Source organism: Ruegeria sp. AB8, from assembly GCF_056542605.1.
Genome location: NZ_JBQGAB010000032.1, coordinates 1 through 20,621, shown reverse-complemented (window position 1 = coordinate 20,621; position 20,621 = coordinate 1). Strand labels below are relative to the sequence as shown.

Annotated in this window: 21 protein-coding genes; 13 read left to right on the top strand and 8 right to left on the bottom strand. The window is 50.1% G+C overall.

Annotated features, from left to right (window positions below):
- The first annotated feature begins 321 nt into the window (after positions 1–321).
- From ACR0CG_RS21515 to ACR0CG_RS21505, 3 genes are read left to right on the top strand one after another with little or no spacing between them, the layout of a single operon-like run.
- Positions 322–1,242 carry a hypothetical protein gene (locus ACR0CG_RS21515; protein WP_480527427.1) on the top strand — a complete coding sequence of 307 codons (921 nt, stop codon included), beginning with the start codon at positions 322–324 and terminating at the stop codon, positions 1,240–1,242.
- Positions 1,243–1,302: 60 nt separating this feature from the next.
- Positions 1,303–1,629, top strand: a complete 327-nt coding sequence (locus ACR0CG_RS21510; protein ID WP_480527425.1) for a helix-turn-helix domain-containing protein — start codon at positions 1,303–1,305, stop codon at positions 1,627–1,629.
- 35 nt (positions 1,630–1,664) lie between these two features.
- Positions 1,665–2,765 carry a hypothetical protein gene (locus ACR0CG_RS21505; RefSeq protein WP_480527423.1) on the top strand — a complete coding sequence of 367 codons (1,101 nt, stop codon included), beginning with the start codon at positions 1,665–1,667 and terminating at the stop codon, positions 2,763–2,765.
- 526 nt (positions 2,766–3,291) lie between these two features.
- Here the strand turns inward: ACR0CG_RS21505 and ACR0CG_RS21500 are convergent.
- Positions 3,292–4,809 carry a phospholipase D family protein gene (locus ACR0CG_RS21500; protein ID WP_480527421.1) on the bottom strand — a complete coding sequence of 506 codons (1,518 nt, stop codon included), beginning with the start codon at positions 4,807–4,809 and terminating at the stop codon, positions 3,292–3,294.
- A 446-nt stretch (positions 4,810–5,255) separates the two neighbouring features.
- On the opposite strand from ACR0CG_RS21500, the gene ACR0CG_RS21495 reads away from it, so the two are divergent.
- On the top strand, positions 5,256–6,083 hold the full coding sequence (locus tag ACR0CG_RS21495) for a hypothetical protein (protein ID WP_480441638.1): 828 nt from the start codon (positions 5,256–5,258) through the stop codon (positions 6,081–6,083).
- A 17-nt stretch (positions 6,084–6,100) separates the two neighbouring features.
- Positions 6,101–6,844 carry a hypothetical protein gene (locus ACR0CG_RS21490; RefSeq protein WP_480441636.1) on the top strand — a complete coding sequence of 248 codons (744 nt, stop codon included), beginning with the start codon at positions 6,101–6,103 and terminating at the stop codon, positions 6,842–6,844.
- Positions 6,845–6,877: 33 nt separating this feature from the next.
- Here the strand turns inward: ACR0CG_RS21490 and ACR0CG_RS21485 are convergent, their stop codons facing one another.
- The 3 genes from ACR0CG_RS21485 to ACR0CG_RS21475 form a co-directional block, all read right to left on the bottom strand.
- A complete protein-coding gene (locus ACR0CG_RS21485; RefSeq protein ID WP_480527419.1) occupies positions 6,878–7,621 on the bottom strand; it encodes a HupE/UreJ family protein in 744 nt (247 codons plus the stop codon).
- Positions 7,622–7,880: 259 nt separating this feature from the next.
- Positions 7,881–8,774 (bottom strand): peptidyl-prolyl cis-trans isomerase, encoded by an 894-nt coding sequence (locus ACR0CG_RS21480; protein WP_480441632.1) that lies wholly within the window; start codon positions 8,772–8,774, stop codon positions 7,881–7,883.
- A gap of 108 nt (positions 8,775–8,882) precedes the next feature.
- On the bottom strand, positions 8,883–10,157 hold the full coding sequence (locus ACR0CG_RS21475) for an arginase family protein (protein WP_480441630.1): 1,275 nt from the start codon (positions 10,155–10,157) through the stop codon (positions 8,883–8,885).
- A gap of 68 nt (positions 10,158–10,225) precedes the next feature.
- On the opposite strand from ACR0CG_RS21475, the gene ACR0CG_RS21470 reads away from it, so the two are divergent.
- Positions 10,226–11,320 carry a helix-turn-helix domain-containing protein gene (locus ACR0CG_RS21470; protein ID WP_480527417.1) on the top strand — a complete coding sequence of 365 codons (1,095 nt, stop codon included), beginning with the start codon at positions 10,226–10,228 and terminating at the stop codon, positions 11,318–11,320.
- On the opposite strand, the gene ACR0CG_RS21465 is transcribed toward ACR0CG_RS21470, so the two are convergent.
- Positions 11,317–12,252 (bottom strand): helix-turn-helix domain-containing protein, encoded by a 936-nt coding sequence (locus ACR0CG_RS21465; protein WP_480527415.1) that lies wholly within the window; start codon positions 12,250–12,252, stop codon positions 11,317–11,319. The two genes, ACR0CG_RS21470 and ACR0CG_RS21465, sit on opposite strands and share 4 nt — an antisense overlap.
- A gap of 160 nt (positions 12,253–12,412) precedes the next feature.
- Between ACR0CG_RS21465 and ACR0CG_RS21460 the strand changes: the two genes are divergently transcribed.
- The 4 genes from ACR0CG_RS21460 to ACR0CG_RS21445 all read left to right on the top strand — a co-directional run bounded on the left by ACR0CG_RS21460 (position 12,413) and on the right by ACR0CG_RS21445 (position 15,589).
- A complete protein-coding gene (locus tag ACR0CG_RS21460; RefSeq protein ID WP_480441624.1) occupies positions 12,413–13,684 on the top strand; it encodes an arginase family protein in 1,272 nt (423 codons plus the stop codon).
- Positions 13,685–13,893: 209 nt separating this feature from the next.
- The gene (locus ACR0CG_RS21455) at positions 13,894–14,211 is read left to right on the top strand and encodes a hypothetical protein (protein WP_480441622.1); all 318 of its coding nucleotides are present in this window, start codon (positions 13,894–13,896) and stop codon (positions 14,209–14,211) included.
- A gap of 1 nt (position 14,212) precedes the next feature.
- Positions 14,213–15,160: a cation efflux transmembrane domain-containing protein gene (locus ACR0CG_RS21450; RefSeq protein ID WP_480527413.1), complete on the top strand. Its 948-nt coding sequence runs from the start codon at positions 14,213–14,215 to the stop codon at positions 15,158–15,160.
- Positions 15,161–15,307: 147 nt separating this feature from the next.
- The gene (locus ACR0CG_RS21445; RefSeq protein ID WP_170617596.1) at positions 15,308–15,589 is read left to right on the top strand and encodes a hypothetical protein; all 282 of its coding nucleotides are present in this window, start codon (positions 15,308–15,310) and stop codon (positions 15,587–15,589) included.
- 471 nt (positions 15,590–16,060) lie between these two features.
- Here ACR0CG_RS21445 and ACR0CG_RS21440 read toward each other — a convergent pair whose 3' ends face one another.
- Positions 16,061–16,363, bottom strand: a complete 303-nt coding sequence (locus ACR0CG_RS21440; protein WP_170617598.1) for a hypothetical protein — start codon at positions 16,361–16,363, stop codon at positions 16,061–16,063.
- Positions 16,364–16,602: 239 nt separating this feature from the next.
- Between ACR0CG_RS21440 and ACR0CG_RS21435 the strand changes: the two genes are divergently transcribed.
- Together ACR0CG_RS21435 and ACR0CG_RS21430 are read left to right on the top strand one after the other, a co-directional pair.
- Positions 16,603–17,043: a hypothetical protein gene (locus ACR0CG_RS21435; protein WP_480527411.1), complete on the top strand. Its 441-nt coding sequence runs from the start codon at positions 16,603–16,605 to the stop codon at positions 17,041–17,043.
- A gap of 88 nt (positions 17,044–17,131) precedes the next feature.
- On the top strand, positions 17,132–17,383 hold the full coding sequence (locus ACR0CG_RS21430) for a hypothetical protein (RefSeq protein WP_480527410.1): 252 nt from the start codon (positions 17,132–17,134) through the stop codon (positions 17,381–17,383).
- A 239-nt stretch (positions 17,384–17,622) separates the two neighbouring features.
- Here ACR0CG_RS21430 and ACR0CG_RS21425 read toward each other — a convergent pair whose 3' ends face one another.
- Complete coding sequence (locus tag ACR0CG_RS21425; RefSeq protein WP_480527408.1) at positions 17,623–19,161, bottom strand: hypothetical protein; 1,539 nt, start codon at positions 19,159–19,161, stop codon at positions 17,623–17,625.
- 103 nt (positions 19,162–19,264) lie between these two features.
- Positions 19,265–20,053 carry an IS5 family transposase gene (locus ACR0CG_RS21420; protein WP_480527406.1) on the bottom strand — a complete coding sequence of 263 codons (789 nt, stop codon included), beginning with the start codon at positions 20,051–20,053 and terminating at the stop codon, positions 19,265–19,267.
- 231 nt (positions 20,054–20,284) lie between these two features.
- Here ACR0CG_RS21420 and ACR0CG_RS21415 point away from each other — a divergent pair.
- Positions 20,285–20,621: EamA family transporter (locus tag ACR0CG_RS21415; protein ID WP_480527405.1), on the top strand; the 337-nt coding region annotated here is incomplete at its 3' end.

Genomic DNA, 20,621 nt, shown 5'->3' with positions numbered 1-20,621 from the left:
ATGTCTGATTTGTGCCATGAAGCGGTAATTCGCAATTTGAAGCTCAAAGTAAATAAATGGACTCTCGCCGGCATTAACCTCTCTGTAACTGGAGGTGTCCAGTGTGAGCCTTTGGGTGTCAATTTAGATCCGGCTTTGTCTTTCCGAGTTTGTTGATACCCCACTCGCTATGTATCTCGCGGTCGTTGAGAGAATAATCCGACCTTTCGAGATTTTGGGTAAAGGTCCCGCAGAGAATATTGACGGCTCAAAATAAGCGCCTCGTTTCTTAGTTCGGCACAGTCTGTGCTGATGCTATAGTAGCCGATAAAGGGAACTGAGATGCCGTCAGAAACTTCCAAGGGTCTTCATTCTAGTGACTTTGTTCAAAGCGCGATTTCAGAACTAAATATCGAATGTCTTTGTGTTCGTTTGGGGCTTGATGACGAAAAAGCATACATCTTCAAGACGGGCTTAAAAAACATCTTCGAGGAAGCGGAAGTTCTGTATGACCTCAAGAAGGAGCTTAAAGAGGCTGGCCGTCAAGGGTCTTTCAACAGTCGGGATCGCAGTGTTCGACATGAGTCTCGTAAAAATCTGGAGGAGTTATCGAAGGCTCTGAACGTCGCTGCAGAACATGCAAATGATTGTGATTGGATTGTAGATGAAGTGTTCATCTCTTCGGATACAAGCTTCCTGCTTGGAGCGTTGACGACCTCAGAAGCAAGCAAACACATTTTTTCAGAAGTCGCGCTAAGCAGCACTGACGAGCGTTCAGGTGAATTCCCAGACATTGAGCGCGAGTTATTGGAATACCGTGATGTTGCCAGCAAGCTGGATCCACAACACTTGCGCTACGTAAAATCGCCAATCCACTCCTTGTCTGAGATTCTCAAGGCTCTTGCTTCCGCTTTGAGTACAGATTTGGCAGGTGCTCACAGGCCCAAGGGTCGAGGTGCCGACAAGGCCCGTAATCACCTATTGAGAAAGCTCTTTGATCTTTACGAGGAAATTTTTGACAAACCTCCACCCATTCGTGAGGACGGTCCATTTGTGGACCTTTGTACGGAAACGTTTTCGCAACTTGCAAAACTCGGGTCATCAAAAGCGACCTCCGAGTTTTCCGAGTTGAAGGAAAGCGCCATCAAGAGATTCGTTAGACAACGAAGACAAAGTTCCGACTTGGGGCAAAACAGACCAAGTATTTTTTCTGCGTTCTGCCCCTGCCCTCCGCACGACCCTCTCGTAGACACCGGACTATGAGAGACAAAACACAGCATAAGACATCGTCAGAAGATCTGGAGTTCGTTCATCGACTCCACGATGTCGTGCGCGTCATTGCTCGTTCTGCGGCCAGGCAATGGCTCGATCACGAGCAAGAAAGTCCCTCTGACCCGTCAAAAGGCAAATTGGAGGATGAAGCCGGTGACCAATAACCCGAACCCAGAGGGCCTGGCAGGCATGCTCAGTGTTGCTGACGTTGCTAACTACTTTGGTGTAGCCCATCGCACCGTTTTTCGTTGGATAGAGCTCGGCAAACTAAGCTCGGTGAAGGTTGGACGCGTCGTAAGGGTTACGCCCTACGACCTCGATAGTTTTGTGCGCACGCACAAAACTGATCGTCGCACGCCCCCATACCGGCAGCGCTGATTTCTTGTTTGTTTTCAGCGGGTCAATCTCTGTGCGTGGAAACCCTCCAGGAAGAGTATGTGATTTTCTTCGCCCAGTGGTTTCCCAAATTTCAACACCTGTCCACAGGAGGCAACATGGGACATAGACAGTCCAAACCAGTCACACTGAACTGTGTGCTGGAGCAACTTAAAAGCAATGACCATCTGACCAAAAGTCAGAAGTCGGCGATGGCTTCAGCCGTCAAGGCAGTCGCAAAGATTCTCAACTCACCTCCCAGCGGGGTGCCGATCGACATACCCTCTTTTCGGGTGACCTCGGAAAAGGGGCAACCCGGACGACTTGGGATAACCCCAAAGCGCTTTAGCAACATCCGTTCGGCATTTGCACAAGCCCTTATCGAAAGCAATGTCGACCTCGAACCTTTGCGCCTGACGGCAGCCCTGTCCGAGGAATGGGCCTGCTTAGACGCAATGATCTCAAAGCAACCCGATCGACGTGTTCTGATCCGTTTCATGAGGTGGTGCAGTTGGACCGGGGTGCCACCTTCAGCGGTGACTCAGGAAACCATAGACCAATACTATGATCGCGTGGCCAACCACAGTCTTCTCTCGAAGGCGGACGCGAAGTTTCAGATGCTTGTAAAAAGATGGAACGAGTATGCGACCAAGGTCCCGGCTTGGCCAAAGGTGCAATTGTCCGGTCTGAACCGGGCGAAAGGGTTTCAAATCCCGCACGAAGATTTTCCCGAGAGCTTTCGGGAGGACCTCCAGGACTTCTACAAATTCCTAATCGCGGACGATGTCTTGCAAATACGCACCCTACCGCCGCAACGCTTAGTGTCAGCCCAAAAGCGGGTTGAGAACCTCAGCGAAGCTGCTGAGGCGCTGCGCACTCTGATCGACACGGTGGTGCTGACACCGTCTGAAGATGGATATGACATTGATCTGCATGGAGATCTTGCCGGCATTCTCGCCTTAGCAACTGGTAAAAAAGCAAAAACCGCCAAAGCCGACATGGCTGAGGCGGTTTCGCAAGTATCGTTGGTTGCGGGAGCAGGATTTGGCCTTTGCCGAACAACTGAAATATTGAAAGTGCCCCGTCAAACCAGTTGCCAAAGTTGGCAAAAGCAATCTGATCAGAAAAACCTTGCGTAAAGTGGAAGTTAAAATGGCTCAGGACTTGTTGTTGCCCGTCGGCTAGCACGATTCACGTCAGAAATTACAAGCCGTGGCGATGCTTGAGTTTTGTTTGATCGAAGAGAAAATTGCTCGCTCGAACCCTAAAACCCGAGATTCCATTGCAAGCGTCAAGTTGATGATCAACGTGTATGGAGCGGTATTATCTGCATCAATCACAATGGATTTAGGTTAAGGGGCGCACCTACGAAATATGAGGCACACATGACACAGTGAAACCGTTGGAAGCGATGACGCGAGTAGAGCCTCTTTGCCGATATGATTTGATACCAAGTGCGAGTTACGGACAGTGATGAACGACACAAAGGGGCTTATTTTAGTGTTGTTATAAGTTTTTTTGGCTGGGTCCGTGCCAGCTGGCAATTGTTATAATCTCATGGCACCGATAGATACGCTTTTTCCAAGAAAAAGATGTTAGTTGTGCTACGTCCTACATCGCAAAGTCTTGGGGTTTCTTAGCGCTGAATGTCTGTGAAAACCCACTTCACAACTGGCGTTCAATTGGCAGCCAACCGGAAATCTTGGCGATCAGTTTGCGCCAAAACCCAGCTGATGGCTCTTTCGATATCGGCGCGTTCGTTTCAGTATTCGCATATACCCATTGGAGCTTTCCTGAGTCGTTGAGCGTTACCGAATAAGAGTGTAGTGGTAATGCCGCATCCAATTGCGCTTTGATCTGCTTCGCCAGACTAGAGCTGCGCACCAACATTGCGATTTCAGAGTTCTGTCGGATGGACCTAGGGTCGACATTTGCAGAACCCACAAAAACATAAACGTCATCAATCAAGGCGATTTTGGTGTGTAGGGTCAAAGGCGTTTCGACGCCTTCCTTCGAAGGCGGTACGCTGGCGCGTACCTCAATAAAGTTAACTCCGGCGCGCAACAGTCGCTTACGATAGCGCGCATAATGACCATGAGTGTACGGATGATTGGTCGAGGCAAGAGAGTTAGTCACGACCGAAACGTCAATTCCTTTTCTGACCAGTTGCTCAAAATACGCCGCACCGTAGTCTTCTGGAATAAAGTACGGCGTAACAACAATTACGCTTTTTTTAGCGCGTCCGAGACTATTAAAAAATGCGTTTCCTACAGCAAATGGTCCGGTGCCAGCAGGAGTGCGAAGCTTCTCAATGTCATCCACCACGATATTTGCGCGGCCATAGTAAACAGGAACTTGACCACTCTCGAGCCATCTTATGTAATCAGATGCCAGGGCTCGGTCGTAAATCGCGACTTCCTCGTCGAGAGCGCGCTTTTGAAACTGTTCATACGCCTCGCTCAAAGGAACAATGTCGCCATCGTCTATGGCGTCAAAAGGCAGGGACCAAGCATCATTCCAATACGCATCAAAGGTGTTTGACAAGACATGAACAGGCTTTCCGGCCACAAAGAGATCGAAGTCGGCAAAGTCGTAATTTGTTCCAATACTAAAGTATTCATCAGCAATGTTTCTGCCGCCTAAAATTGCATAGCTGCCGTCTGTGATCGTGACTTTGTTGTGCATGCGGCGATTCACTCGGGTAAAATCCAACAGGAAATTGACAGCCACACTGCTATTTCGGGATAGCGGGTTGAAAACGCGAATTTCCACGTTCGGGTGGGCATTCAGTGTCGCGATCTGATCATCACGTGCCGTCGTGAAAACGTCGTCGAACAACAGCCTGATTTTCACGCCTCGCTCTGCTGCGGAATACAGGGCGAGCCACATCAGCGAACCGGCCAAGTCCGGTTTGATCAGAAACGTCTGTATGTCAATTGAACTTTCCGCCGTTTCGATCATTCTCAGTCGCGCCCCGAGCGCGTCATTGCCGTCGAACAAGGGCAGCATTGCCAATAGTTGGCCATCGTGACCTGTAAGGTCAGACACTACACGTCCGGCACGAGTCCCATCGGCGGGGATAGCCCGTGAGCTTTCCTTAGGAGAGTCAAATGGCACGTGGGTGCAGCCGTTAATGAACAGAAGAAAACCACATACCAAAATAAGCTTTTCAATGGTCCTCATTGGCTCTCCGGTTCGGCAAAAGCTGATCCCGTCGCCCGTCCAATATGAATATGCCATTCTTCGAACGCAACTGAACTCTAAGTCCAGCACCCTAGGTTCTTTAAGCTAATCAACTGATTAAGGATAAGGTAAGAAATCGGCTTGTCAATCGCCACACCGGCAGTGTGCCGGGCAATAAGCCTGGGTTCCGTAATCTTTACAGGCATCCTATTCTGAACAGTTTTTTGCTTTCAAGTTGGCATGCCACGCTGTTACCTGGTCTATGAAGTCGCTCTGATCGCATTTGCTTTTCAGACCCAAGTATTTGCTAAAGCTTCGAAATTCCTCGACTGCGTATAGGATTTACACTATTTTTCTAATATCAGATTTTCGCATACACTATCGGACGTCTTCGATTGTTATATTTGCTCATGTTTGCCAGAGTGAAGCGCTCCCTTCGGATAGTTTTGTCCATATCTCTGCTGTTTGGCATTCTTGCCGCATGCGAGCGCGACCGACCAAAACCAACAAGTGAATTGACCCCTCAAGCACTGCTTGCAGCCGCCGAAAATCGTAAAGGAATTGATCCCACCAAATACAAAGGCGACATCGAACTCCTTCTATCTAGCAAGGTGCCCATAGGCGAGGAATCGTTTGATATTGTGTTTTTCGCAGGTTTGAGCCCGGCGACAGAAACCCGTTTGCGGGCGAACGTCGTGGCGGACTTGAGGGCGATCCAAGCACGATTCCCAGAGCTAGCATCGGGGGTCTATGATGATAGTTGCTCACGAGAAGTATCAGTTAATATTTTAGAAACAGAGGCGATTGAAGATCACGTCGAATTGCGTGGAACTTTGTTTGTACGATTCTTTTCCTGCGATCAGAACTCCCCGGGCCAAGAGCGGGGCAATCCTTGGTTGACACAAGAAATTGATGCAAAGGCAAAAGTGGAAGCCTTCGTCGAAGACCAATGTGTAAGGTTTTCCGTGGTTGAGCTTGAACTCGACCCGCGTGGGTTTACTGGGGTTGTCGCAAGATTATTCGGTGTCATTGAGACTGCGCGCGCCGAAATCATCAAACAGGCAGAGATCTATTTTGACGGCAACCCAATCTGCCTAACAGTCCCGAAGGAATTGGAGCCGGTATCACCGCAGGCCACACTCGTCAAAGCGCTCGAAATTGGCGAAGGCGGCATCGGCGCCGAAATTCAGGGATTGATCGATACAGACGCGACGACACTTGTCAAACTGCTCAACGTGATGGAATTGAGCGACATTATCGAGGGGCAACAATGAGGCACGTGTGTTTTACGATGTTTCTGATCGGCGGCTTCGGTCTCACATCCCCTTCAACAGCACAAGTTGCCGAATTCGACATAAAAGACACTCTGGTCGTCGGCACAACGGAAATTGATTACGGTCTCAATGTCATTATGACTGCGGTTTCGCCAACACGAGTTGGCATTGAAGCCGTGCTTGACTTTAGTGATTTGCAAGCTCGTTTACCGGACATGTTTGCTGACGAACCAATTTCAGACACATGTGGAACCCGTACCGATCTCAGTGAGTTTGTTGTTGAGGCACAAGGTGAAATTATCTCTCTAAGAGGAAAACTGGATACTCAGTTCTTTGAATGCACCAAGACAAACGAAAACGTCTTTGTACGCGGTAAACCGATGGACAGATGGATTTTCGACTTTTCAGCTTCAGCTACGGCCCGGTTTAGCGAAAAGTGCGTAACCTACGAAATAGTAGACGCAGCCGTTCAACCCCTTGAGCATTTGCGGGATATTGAGAGCTTCGTTGAAGATGTCGAAGCGCTGCGTTCCATCCTGCTGGAAGTCGCTGGACGCTTTTTGAGCGAACGGCCGTTTTGCCCTGCATTTCCTGAAGAATTTGAACCTTTGGACCCAGTTTATGAAACCGGCGGACCACGTGAAATAGGAGATGGTGGACTGGGCGCTTTCCTAAGAGGATCAATCGACACCAGCACCGCAACAATCATCGGAATACTACGCGTATTACAAGAGGAAGAAGTAATACCGGGCCCTCCGTGAGTTTTTTAAGCCAAGTAGACGCCTTCAAACTGCCTAAACAAAAATTGAGTAAGTCCGCTCTATCATCCAGTATGTTGCGATTGTTCCAATACCATATACGAGGATCAATTGAGCGCTTGTCTCCCATCGTTGTGCAGCTGGTATTTGCAAGAACGCCCATCCTACGACCAATGCTGCAGCAACAAAGATTAACTGACCAAGCTCGACGCCAACGTTGAAGAAAAGAAGCGCAATCGGAATCTCAGATGGCGGCAGTCCGATTTCGGCCAAGGCTCCAGCAAATCCGAGCCCATGCAATAGTCCAAACGCAAATGCCACAACCCAAGGCGCTCTTGCCGCCAAAGAAAAACGACCGCGGGACTTCCAGACGATCTCGGACGCCAGGAAAACGATCGAAAGTGCAATTGCCGCCTCTACAGGTGCAGACGGTAGCGAAACAAATCCCAGCGTGGCCAAACCCAGTGTTATCGAATGAGCTACTGTAAACGCAGTTATTGTTTTGATCAGCATCCACCAGCCTTCTACAAGAAACAGCAAAGCCAGCACGAACAGCAAGTGATCCAAACCCTCCAAAATGTGTTCAATTCCCAGAACGGTGTAGCGCTTAGCCGCGCGTGATGCAGATCCCGAACCAGCCAGCCATTCGTCCAGGTTGACTTCGATAGTCGTCCCCTCTCGTTTAACCAAACGCGTGACAGGTTCCTGACCAAACCAACGAACCGTCAACAGAGCCCCTTCGCGGTTCCACGGAAGCACCAGGTGATCTTCGGATGTCATGGGGGTGGCACAGGTGAAGGTAAATGTGACCGAATAAGATCCCCTTTCACCATTCGGGCTCCCCCCAAACTCACACTGCTCAGGCAAATCAGGTGACAATATCGCAGCTGACAATCTACTAGGTACTTTTGAGACTAGTCTGTATTCGCCGGGAGCCGTTTCAATCAGTTCCGCGCGATCCAAGCCGAGTGTATGCGCATGAGAACCGATCCCTTGTAGCGCTATTAGCGTCGCAGTCCACGCAGAGATGAGGAATAACCTAATCAACGTCTTTGGCCTTTTGCAGCGGCGCTATCTCGATCTTGTAGTCGCCTTCTACAGATTCCAGTTCTTTCTCCATCAACTCACGGGATTTGTCCGTCATCCACCGGGTGGCAACCCAATCTTGAGCCTGCTCAAACTCAGGCAACTGAGCGGGGTTTTCCTTGAGAACCCTGAGGAAGTGAATCGTCCCAGTCTGGGATGGGAACGGTCCTTGCCAATCGTCGTTCTTGTCAATGGCCGCCAAAACCTCTTTTGCCGTTTCGCCGCCGAACGCCTGCACAAGGCGTTTCTGGTCCATGTATCTCAGTGTATTTCCAAAGGTGATGTCGACGTCACTGAGGGATGTGGGATCTGCGCCTTCGTTCAACTCTTCCAGAAGGTTAGGTGGAACTTCGCTGATCGAATTAAACATCACATGTTCAAGGTCATAACTGGGAGGGCTCAGAAACTTCTCTTGGTTGCTGTCAAAGTATTCTTTGAGTTCCGCTTCTGTCGGCTCTGGCAAGTCTCCGGCAATGAAAAACCGCATGTTTTGAAGAAGTAATGCACGAATACGGGATCCGTCAGAAAAACCTCGCTTCACTGCCTCTCGGACCAGGATCTCTTCCTCAACGAAGTTTCTGACTAGGTCCTGTTTTTCTGCTTCACTTAGCGGGCGCAAAAGCAATTCCGACTCTTGGTCGAAAAGGTATTCCTGCGTCACTGCATCCACCACGATCAGATCTCGATGGTCCTTTGCAAAAAGCGCCTGCGCGATGAACAAAAGTGCTGCGAGGACGAGAAACTGAAACAACGGCTCTCTGACGAGATGAAAGAGAAATGAGTGCGGCGTACCACTGTCGTTACCGGCAGGTCTTCCCGAGGGATGGTCTGAAGTACTGATGGACATTTCTGAACCTATGTTACCGCACCGAAAAAAGACGCCCCAATTCAAGGCGCCTTTTCCGAAAAAGGCAACTCTTTAGAATGCAACGCATCATTCGCCCAGTTCATTACCTTACTTGCTGTTATCCTCGAGCATTGCAGGATGAACATAGTTTGGATCAGTGATACCCTCTTTGCGAGCGGCCATCGCGGCCAGGGTATGTCGCTGCAAACGGCTTATAACGTTGCCTGTGGAGCGACGGCGGTCGTCCAAAAGCGGAGAATACTCAACCCAATCGATCAACAGTATCTCGTTTTGAAGAGCCAGCTTTCGAAGAATCTGCATGAATTGTAGCGTGGTAAAGCCACCTATTTCAGGGTTTGATACACCCGGCGCCAACGAGCCGTCCAGAACATCCATATCGATTGAGATATACAGCCGGCGTCCTTCGAGTTCTGAGATCAGTTCGTCGACAGTTGCATCAAATCCATTTTTTTCAAACTTCGGCATGAAGTAGTAGTTGGTCTGATTGTTGAACATCCAGTCCATTCTCTCGACGCTCTCGTACGCACCGCGAAGGCCGATGTGGAAAATCTGATCTCCGGTGGTCCACCCTTGCTCGTGCGCGAAACGGAGGGCTGCACCCCCATGGGTGAACATTCCAAGTCGCCCATCAGGCGGTGCAAGGTCGGTATGGGCGTCAAAATGGACTGTTGTAAAACTCTGCGGACCGTAGTGATCAATCAGCGCCATTAGTGACGCGACCTGGGTGCCATGGTCTCCGCCTATTACGAAGGGTATCGCACCGCCATCGAGGATTTCCTTAAACACACCAGCCTGATCCGCAAAGTTCTGCATCATTAAAGATGGGTGGGCGTTGGCGTTTCCATAGTCCACAACGTTCAGGATATCGAAGTACTGGTTGTTGAACCACATATCATGCCCCGACTGGGCAAAATCATAGTTGTGGTTTACGCGCATATAATTCGCTGCCCAGCCGTTGCCGTCAGCTGGATTAAACTGGCTCGGCGCCCCAACAATAGCCACGTCAACCTCTCCGGCAATCAGATCTTCAGTTGTCAAAGCGATCGGCAAACCGAAATACGTGGGAAATGCGTGCTTGGTCGGCACGACGTAGTAGCGCTGTAAATCAATTGGACCGGGTTCCCGCGGAGGGTTATCACCTACCATATCCTTGCGCAGATAGTATTTGTTCCAGCCAGGATCGAGGATTTGAACATTTGGATTGCTTGGATCTCTCCACGGCTGCATCGAAGATGGGAACCCATCAACTAAAGGATCAGCGGAAAAATCTGGTGCGGGATTGTCTTGTGCGTATCCCACTCCAGCTAGTGTTGCTGCGAGCAGAGCGGACCATTTGAACAATACTGGTAAGCGACGCGCCACTTTCTAATCCTCTCATTTTAAGACCAAATTTAACTTGACTACGGAGAGGATATTTTCTCAGGCTATTGATGACTGTGCAAAAAGTGCAAGTAGCACACATCTTTGCAATCGCCCGGCATGAGTTACGTGATCGGGTATTGGCATTCGACCTGTATACCCATCCCCGAGACTTTGGGTTTGTTGATAGAGGGGTAACTGCTTTGGCATTCGATCGTTTTTCAATTGATCTCGCAGATGAGGATACACTGGAAAACTTCTATCTTGAGCAAACCAATACAGACACCCGCTTTATGCAATTCACTTCTGGCCCCGCGATCCTGAGCGCCCGTAGCATCGATTTTGGCGACATCAGGCTCCTGCAAGTATCAGGGGAAGGCAAGCATCTCTGGACCGACACTATGTTGGCGCGTGAGTGGCGATTTGCGATCATGGTTTCAGCAAATGGCAGCCCTCGGATAGGCCAGTCTGGCATTTCTAACACCACCGCCCATCTACTGAGGCCAGGTGAAACGGCGGAGTTGTTCACAAACGGCAGATACAAAACTCTGGAGATTACGTTCACGGAAGAACTTCCCAAAAAGCTCGGGTGGAATTGCCGTGGTGGTCAAATTACTGATGTGCCTGAAGACGTCGCAAGAAGCCTGGCGTCGATTGCGCAGGAAGGCTTTTCTGCGGCTCTCAATGACGACTCAGGAGATTGGTGTTTTAGCTCTCTCGCGGACACTCGGTCTAAACTCATCGATGCTTTAGAAGTTGCCCTTCAACCTTGGGCGTCGCCCAAACACCATGACAGTGATGTTCTGTCGCGTGGAGCACGGGCTGATTTGCTCCGCGATGCCCGTAGACTACTGCAGGACAAAGACAACAACCTATGTGTCAGTGTTGACGCTTTGGCTGAAGAAATTGGCGTGTCCAAGCGAAGTATTTTTCAAGCTTTCCAAAAAGCTTATGGGATTGGACCGAGGAGATTCCGAGAAGTCGTACGTTTGAACGGTCTTCGCGCAAGCTTGTATCGTAGCGAGCCGGACAACTCGTCTGTGACCCACCTGGCGAACGATCATGGCTTTTCAGAATTGGGGCGTATGGCAGGCAAATACCGGTCATTGTTCGGAGAACTTCCAAGCGAAACGCTTAAGCGACCTAGGCAGAGCTGGTTAAACTAGGAGCGCAACGTCTGGCTCGGGCTCTCTCCAAACTGTCGACGATACTTTCCGGCCATGCGCCCAAGATCCCCAAACCCAAGTTCGGTTGCCAGTTCAGTAACTGTATTTCCTACAGGGCCGGTATTTTTCAACCTGGTTCGCAATTCTGCGAGGCGTCGTATTTCTATGTACCGCCTTGGCGTAATACCTAACGACTGACGTAGCGAATAGAACAACGTGCGCCTCCCAACGCCCAATTCCCTTGAAATGGCGTTTAAGCCTGGCAACCCATCGCCTAACTCTAAAAGAAGGCGATCAAAGTTCTTCAATACCGAATATCGCTTCGTGCATTCATTAAGTTCCGAACTCGAATTGGTACCTTTAGGTAACCAAGGGCACAACGCCCGCTCCAGAGCATCTAAAACCATCCCACGCACTTCTGCCATTAGTTCAGGCCTCAAATATTCACCGTTGGACACAGTGATCTTTTTTGCTTGGCGACAAACAGTCTCGAGTTGTTGCAATCGCGTTCCTCGGATGCGTGCCAAAGGTGCTCCTGAAAAAGTCCAGCCAAGACTGTCTGCAATTTCTTTGGATACACCTATTTCCAGTGTTTCAACCGGCCCCAGAAACACATAGTCCATTTCCTGGCCGGGGCGAAACAGCATCGCGTCTTTAGGACCAAGTTCGTGACCAAGCGATCTGACGCCGCCTTTTGCGTTCAGCACTATCCCAAAATGCACTCGACCATCGTCAGACATTTGGTCTTGCCACCTGCAATGAGCAATCCCTGAAGCCCAAAGCAGAGTGACGCCGTTTAGATCCACAACCTTGTATTCAAGTTTTGCAGGGCCTGCTGAGAATTGAGTATAGCCAGGCATCATCCCAGTGGCTTGGAACAGAAACTCCGAAATATCTTCGGCTTCATGCAGAAGAATACGCTGTATACCCATGCAGTTACTCTGTACGCGCGGCACTGTGTTCGGCAAGGGTTAATTCCGCAAAGATAGATTCCAAATGCACTAATTACGTAGCACCCTTGCTACCTGTCCGCCAAAATCACACGCAATCCAATGACAGAACCGGACTTCTTTGAATTTGAAAGGAAAGACGATGAATTACTGCAAGTTGTTGTCCACAGCCGTGTTCACCGCGGTACTTGGAGCCATTCCTTTTGAAACTTCAGCGCAAATGCTCAAGGACATTGCTGCAGCTTCGCCAAATGAAAACATCGGTCCGATGCCTCACCAGATCCCTGACGACCCGACAAAGATGAATATCAAACAGGACAAGTCTACGGACATCTGGCGAGCAGAACGTGAACCATCCGGACGTCCTGCAGGACCAATGGACGTACAACGATACCAGCTGCAAATGGAACCTGTGGGTATCCAAACGTTCTTTAAGCTGCCCGTTGCTCTTGCACCCGAAGACTTACAGGCCGGCGAAATCGATGTTGCGATATTCGGCGCACCAACTGGAGCGCTTCCGCACTCCGCAGGCAATATGTGGGCGCCGGCCGAGGTGCGAACTACACGCGACTATGGCGGCTACGGTGACCCCAAATTCCCTTTAAGCTGGGTTGAATACGAGACCCTTCTCGCTCCATTCACAATCTTAAATGCGGTTGACTACGGCGATGCCGGACTAAATGCGTACAATCAATCTGCGACTTTAGAGGAAATACGTCGTATGACACGGGAGATTGCTTCCGTCGGCGCAATTCCCTTCATCGTTGGTGGGGACCACTCGGTTCCCAACGGCACTTTCCGCGGTATCGTTGATGTCTACGGAAAGAACAACGTTGCTTTCGTGCATTTTGATGTCCATCTCGACCGAGACGCTGGCATGGGCAAGTTTGGTGCCTATTACCATTCAGGCAGTTTTATGAATCGCGCTGTTCAGGAAGGTATGGTCGAAGGGCGCCATGTCATTCAGTATGGCATGTCTACACCGGTCTTTGGTCCAGAGGAGTGGGATCAGGTGGCCTCTGAAGGCGGGAAGGTTTATCACATCCACGAGATCAGGAGAGACGGCGTCGAAGAGACTTTTGAAAAAATATACAAAGACTTAGAAGACATAGATCTTGTTTACGTTTCCTTCGACATTGACACCTTTGACATGAGCTATGCACCCGGAACAGGCTCCTCATCGCCCATCGGTTCGCATCCCGAAGACCTTTTCCCCATGTTGCGCCAATTTGCGGCAACAAAAACCATCGTCGGCGTTGATTTCGTTGAGTTCAACCCCTTCTACGATAACCGCGGCCAACAAACCGCGCGGCTTGTTCGGCGAACCATGTTTCAGTTTCTAACCGGCATTGCGATGAAAAAAGACGGGATCGAACCGGACTATATTCACCCGCGCATCTCCGGAGAACCGTAAGAACAGTCTGGTTCTGGCGATCAGCGGTGCGCATTGCCCGAAAAGGCCTAGGGATCCCTTCAAAAAGAATGGTGGCGCGGCAATGCGCCAGAGCCAAGTGGCGACTGATAGTTAATGCCCGTTTTTTGCAAAACGACTCATCGCTTTTCTCTTGCTAAATTGAGCTCGCTGCGGAGGATTTTCTGCGTTTCGTGCATCAGGACCAATGTATGACAAGTTTACCAAAACTCACATCGGCGGATTCAGACGCCCCTGCTAAAGCCCACCCTAGTGCAATTTCTGAGTTACATCAGAATGTAGTTTTGAGTCCATCGGCTGAATCGGACAAGTTACCTATCGGAACAGATCTTCTAAACTTCGCTGGAACTGGCAACAAAAAAGCACCTGTCTATCCGCCAAAATTCTCAACCTGTATCACAGGACTACGTGCTGCTGAGGGGTATCGCGCCAGACCTTCAGAAACTGGACATAAAGGCTTGGCTCCTTCAAATATGGAAGAAGCAAGTCAAGCCAGTGGAAGCAACTAGAATGTCGGCTACGGCAATGAGTTTCGAAAGCTCCGCCCTGCGAGTTGGCATGGTGGGCAACCTTGCAATGGGTTTCGCTGGTGTCGTAGCTTCAGTTCTGTCGAACTCACAAGCGCTTCTTGTTGATGGGCTTTTCTCTCTTGTTGGCTTTTTTGCTGCTATTATAGCTGTTCGCGTAGGTAAACAGTCATTTGCGCAACCCGATGATGCAAGACCGCTTGGCTATGCTGCCGATGAAGCAGTTTTTACCACGTTCAGGTCCTTGTCCCTTCTGGGCCTCGTCGCATTCGCTCTCATTAATGCTGTTGCCAAAATTGCGGCATATATCGGTGGTACTGTACCTGCGCCCGTGAAGTACGAGGTCGTTGGTGTTTACACGGTTGCCATTTGTCTGATCTGCGTCGGGCTTTGGCTAAATCACCTACGCTGTTGGAAAAAAACAGGAAAAAATAGCGACATACTGAAGCTCGAAGCCCGGGCAGCGGCCTTTGACGGTGTTATCACCGGGACTGCTGGCTTGGGCTTCGGGCTTGTTTATCTTTTTCAATCTGGCCCATTGGCGTTCATTGCACCGGTCGGGGACTCAATCATTGTTATCGGTTTGTGCCTCATCGCATCGGGCACATACTGGTCCGACTTCAAAAGCAGTTTGGGTGAGCTTGTGGGTGCCTCGGCCGGAGCAGAGATCGTCGAAAGTGCGCGTGCAATTGCTGAAGAACACTTCGCCTCAGAAGATATCGCGTTGGTTGACGTTGTTGTTTTGAAAGCGGGCCGCACCTACTCGGTCATTGTGTTTGTGAACCCGCGAGACACGATCTCAGGGAAGCAGGCTGACAATTTATCTGCTTCATTGAACGCGAAACTGAGTACGCAATTCGCACGAACCGAAGTACTGGTTGTGGTTTCTGAGATCGGTCGTCGTGTTTTAGGGGCTGCGTCAGATGAGTAATCTTTTGAGATTCTGCCATTTTGGTACAACTCAATCACCTATTCGATACCGTTCTCGGACTTTGGCTTTTGTTCGACCAATTGGATCTGGGCGAGCGACATGAAGACCCAACTCACTTTATCCCAACGATGACTTAGGAGCGTCTAAATGAAGAAGTTTTTACTGAGCATATCAATGTCATTTCTCGCAGGCGAACTGGCGGCGCAATCGCAATTGACGACCGCGTCGCCCATTCCTGATGGCGCGGAAAAACGGTTCTGCTACTATCAGGGTCTCGTGTACTCTGAGAACGCCTTCATACTATTGGTCGGCACCAACACCGTAACTTCTACAGCTCCTCAAAAAGAAGAACGGTTGCTGCGTTGCTTTCGTGGAGACGATGGAAATTTGTCCTGGCGACCGCAGAGCACACTTCAGCTTGGCAAGTAGAGACCCTGAACCCATTTTCTGTGCTTCAGTAAATGGGTCGGAACGCCTCTAACCAAAAGGAGGCGCACCACGATGCAACAGATCAATGCCAAACTGTCCGAACTCTATTGTTCCAGGGTTGCTCATCTGGCGCATGCGCTATCGCTTCCCCCGTGACGTCGGCCTCTCGTCTTTAGGATGGGAGGGTCCGCTGTCGCGGACTTGTGCATCGCCGGTCTAATGCGCCGTCTTGGCCAAAGCGCTGCATAGCTAAGCAGGGAAAGCTACTCACCAGTCGGACTGCACAGTTTCCCATGGAAACCGTTTTGGTGATCCGCCTCGATTGAAATGGTCTGCCGTTATGGCTAAGAAAACTGGGGAACCACAAGCGTTGCATCTGGCCTCTCAGCTAGGATAGCCCTATCTGTCGATCCGCGTTCTGGGCATCATGCCTGGAATTCATCGTTGAACACACTTCAACCTGTTCTCTGCTTACCGATTGCCAGAACCAGGTCCGCCTGCCAGCATTGCTGCTTGGCGCATTCGCTGGAACTCGTCAGGTGTGACGGTTCCATCGCTGACATCAATACCCTTGGGAATCCGCGCTCGTTTGTGTCCGACTACACGAACGCTGCTTCTTGTGATTTCCAGGCAGGCAGAGTTGTAGCAAGTCAGCCCATTTGTGTTGATTTGAATAGCGGTCTGACCAATTGCATTGGTGACCAAAGGAGCCTGGGTAGTAGTGGCGCAAGCTGAAGCCAACACCGCAAACCCGAAACACGCCCATTTTTTCATACGCAACTCCTTTATTCCTCAAAGATAGGTCAGCAACCGTTCAGTCAAATTTTTCGAGCGTCTACTTCGAGCCCAAAATGCGCAATTCTACGTCTTGTGCGAAATCCTTTTTTTTCAGGCAACGCGCAACGAAGTCGGACGTCCATCCAACAACAGTTGCACTACTGTAGGACACCTCCAAAGAACGGTGAACTCTTCACATTTTCGTTTTGCACAAACTGGAAAGGTGGAGAGAAAAGATGTCACAATTTGATCTGCTAACAACGCTGCGAAACCAATACCCGGCGACTACGGCTGCGGCACACAATTTGGTCTTACGCACGTCTGAGCTTTCAGTTGCCAGAAAGCACAAAGTTCAGATTTACGTTGACCAGACTCCTCGGGCGCTGATCGCCTTCGAAAATGGCCTTTGGGAAACCTTACTTTGGGCCGCCCGAGAATCCAATGCGACAAGCGCAGAGCGGCTGTTCAAATTCACAGCAAACTTCTTCGCTCAGTTCGCATTGGCATGTCCAACGTGGAATAACGTCCTGCCCGAAATCACAGATTACTTGATTGCAGCAAGCAGTGCAGAAAAGTCCCTGCTTACTGACGCTGTCGACCAGGTCAAAAGAGAACAATCCATAATGATTGGCATCGGGCGCGAGAACTCATCGAACCGGACGAGCAAACAACAGTGATCCGCATTCAGCCTTAACCGGGTCGCTGCAAAAAGAGGCACCGGGTGTTTTAGGGGCTCCACAGTAAACGCATTGATTGGAGAAGAAAATGAAAGACCTTGATTCACAAGCTTGGGACATTGTCCTTTCGATAACGCCCAAAGACATATTGAAGTTCTACCAAAAGACTGACGACCTTAGTGATCTACACCAAAAAATTTATGAAGATTTTCTGGTCAACGGTCGGTTTGCTTGCGTGCACCATGAGTTTTTCTTTTACTCAGATGCAGCTGAGCAGCAAACCTATGTACTGCGTGTTCAAAGACTCACTGGGACCCAACCGGACTCTTTTCGGCGGTGATTCAAAGGATTGCGAAGGTTCTGCCGGGCAATACGAGACTCGTCTTCAACCGGACGCAAGAGACGCCAAAAATATCACGACTGGCTGCAGATTGTTGGACGATTCAAGAAAAAACGGTTGAACCTTCGAAAATCGCGCTGTGTATGAGTAAGAACAACGAATTTTTCAATTGCCTGCGACTTTGCGAAAATCAAAACAGCAGTTTTGTCTCCTTCCATCACTTGCCAGAATCTACCGATTCAAAGGCGCTCCAACCCTGCACGGATCATTTCAACCAGGCCGCGCGCGAAGGGTAGATCGTTTATGTATTCGTCAATTGTGAAGTCGCCGTTTACTTGAGGCAATTGTACCCTGGCCAGCCCTGTTTCACCGGCGAGGCTATGCACCGCGGAAATAATCAAACGATCAATGAAATAGTCTCGCACATCTATTTGGCGTACTTTTTTGACAGCGGCCTTGAAGTCTCCTTTCTCAACGTCTTCCAAGCAAAGTGTAATCTGGGTCCAAGTTGGCAACATGGGATTCGCATCCGTCGCTTGTCGCACCAATTCCGCGCCTTTATTGGGGTCGCCGACAAATGCAATCCATCCTCCAGCCACAGCGAGCAGAAGATTGCCATTCGGATTGGCGCGAATTGCGGCATCAATTAATTGCATAAAACTAGGTTTATCTCCATCCAATTGGGCATAGACGGCTGCTGCGATCAGAGCCTCCTGGCAATTTGGCTCAAAAGCCAATGCTTTCTCTGCGTGAGTTCGGCCATCTTCGACAACGGACTTCAATCGTTTTTGTCCAACACCTACCTGTTCAACATATCCAAACGCCAATAGTGCGTGCGCCAAGCCACTGGTTGGGTTCTCCCTGACAGCAGCTTGCGACAGTTCCAACATTCGCGCCAAGCTGCTGACTTTGTTTGCGCGAAGGTGGGTGTGGAACGCCAACAAAGCTTCATACACGTTTGAGTCCGAAGCTGGTCGCGTTTGAGCGTTTCTCGCAGCGTCGGTTGCAACAAACCCATATGCATCCGCAATGCAGACGGCGCAGCGCTTTGCGACGTCTTCTTGAGCTTCGAAAATATTGGCGTTGCTCAAAAAGATGTCTTTGCGCTCCGACCAAACTAGGTCACCGGTGTCTCTTCGTTTCAATTGAACAACTATGCGCAAACACTCGCCATCTTCGCGAACCGTTCCTCCCAGAACATAATCGCAGCGCTCAAGCGAGTTATGTTCTTCCTGGGTTTGTGACTTAGAGTTTTCGGCCCTAAAACCTGTAAGTACCCGGACATAACCGAAACGGGCGAGTTCCAGCGCAATCTCTTCTGGCAAACCACCGCGAAAAAAAATTGCACGCGCAGTCTCTGACCCTGAGAACGATCTAATGCCTAGCGTGGGCAACCTTGGCGTTTGCTCATCAGTCAAACTCGCGTTATTTGCCTGAAATTCTCGAATGCGAAAGGTGGGTCGATACCGACCTTTTGGAACCGATATTTCTACCCTGTTTTGTCTACCTGAGGTCAAATAATAATATTTTAATGCCTTTCTCAGTTTTACCGCTTCAGTTCGCACAACGGGATCAGTGTTGGGATCAAAGTCTGCGCCTCGTCCAAACACATCCATTGCCAACGCAGTGCCATGAAGTTCTTTACCCCTGCCGTCGATTTCACTTCTGACGAGGTGTTCAAAAAAAAATCTGTTGCGTTTGCTGACCGCGAAGTCACTCGAACCAACAATACGTTCCAGCTCTTCCAGGACCTCTTCTCTACTCACTTCTAAGGGCAAGAGTCACACCTTGGGGTCAGCCGCGCCAAATAACCTAAGTAGCACACTCTGGGTAGCACGACAAAGGAGACAACACCTTTTGGAAGTGATCGCCATCTCTAGGTCATGTTGACAAATGGCGGAGCCACAGGCGGATTGATGTGATGTCGACGAAACCGAGGAAGCTCTCTGCGGTTTTGTCGTAACGTGTCGCGACGCGGCGGGCATTCTTCAACTTATTGAAGCATCTCTCCACCAGGTTCCGCAGTCGATACAGTGGGCGATCAACTCCAACACGCTTTTTTCGCGACTTCCGCATGGGAATTACCGGTTGGATGTATCGGTTGCGCATTTGGTCACGAATGCTGTCTGCATCGTACCCTTTGTCGGCCAGCAGCGCTAAAGGTTCCGGCAGATTGTCGTCCATGATGAGATCGAAGCCGAGATAGTCGGACGTCTGGCCGGGCGTGATGTCAGTTCTCATCGGCAGACCGGTTGCATTCACCCGGAGATGGATCTTGGTCGTGAAGCCACCCTTTGAGCGGCCAAAACCCTGTCGCGGAGTCCCCCCTTTTGCGCCCGCTGCCTGATGATGGGCGCGAACCACGGTGCTGTCGACCATTTGCAGGGCGTCAGGAACGATCCTGCTCTTGGTCAGCGCATCCAGGATTTGTTCCCAGAGGCCAGCAAGTGTCCAACGCCGGAGCTGTCGATAGACACTCGACCAGTTCCCAAATTCTTCAGGAAGGTCCCGCCACGGTGCGCCGGTGCGTGCTATCCAGAAAACGCCATCAAGAACAAGGCGGTGGTTGGTGGGTTTGCGACCATTCGGGGCGCGAACGGAAAGAATGAACTGTTCAAAGAAAGCCCACTCCTCGTCCGACATCAAATCTCGTGCCAAGCTGGTCTCCATCGCAGATGCCAGCTTGAATCATGCTCAAAGCCTGATGTGAATCCCTTTTGTCAACACGGCCTAAGTTCGGTGTTTCGTGTTCCAACTTATTTTTACTGCGATAGCAAATGTCGCAAACGACCTTACGGGTGCGTTGGACACAATGCGCTTTTCTACTGCATTTATGTGGGCAAAACTGTCGTTCGAAGAATCTTTAAAGACGAAAATGCAAATGCGTGGTAGCTCCAGATTATGGCAACGACAACTGCGCGAAATCGATCGCCCACACCTTACGCATTTGCGGTTGTTGGTGTCCTTTTTGCTTCAATCTGTTTCGGACTGGTTCCCTATTTCAGCCGCAGCCTGACCGAGCAAGGCGTCGCACCCTATGCGGTCGCATTCTATCGCTACATTGTTGCGGCGATTCTTTTGCTTCCAGTTCTCATCTTGCACCGAAAAGAATGGCGAGAGATCACTTGGGGCCTTTCAGCCGGAGCAGTAATGGGGATTGGTTGGATCGGATATGTAACGGCGCTGGAGAAGTTGCCCGCATCGACAGTGGGTGTGCTCTACATGACCTATCCGGTGT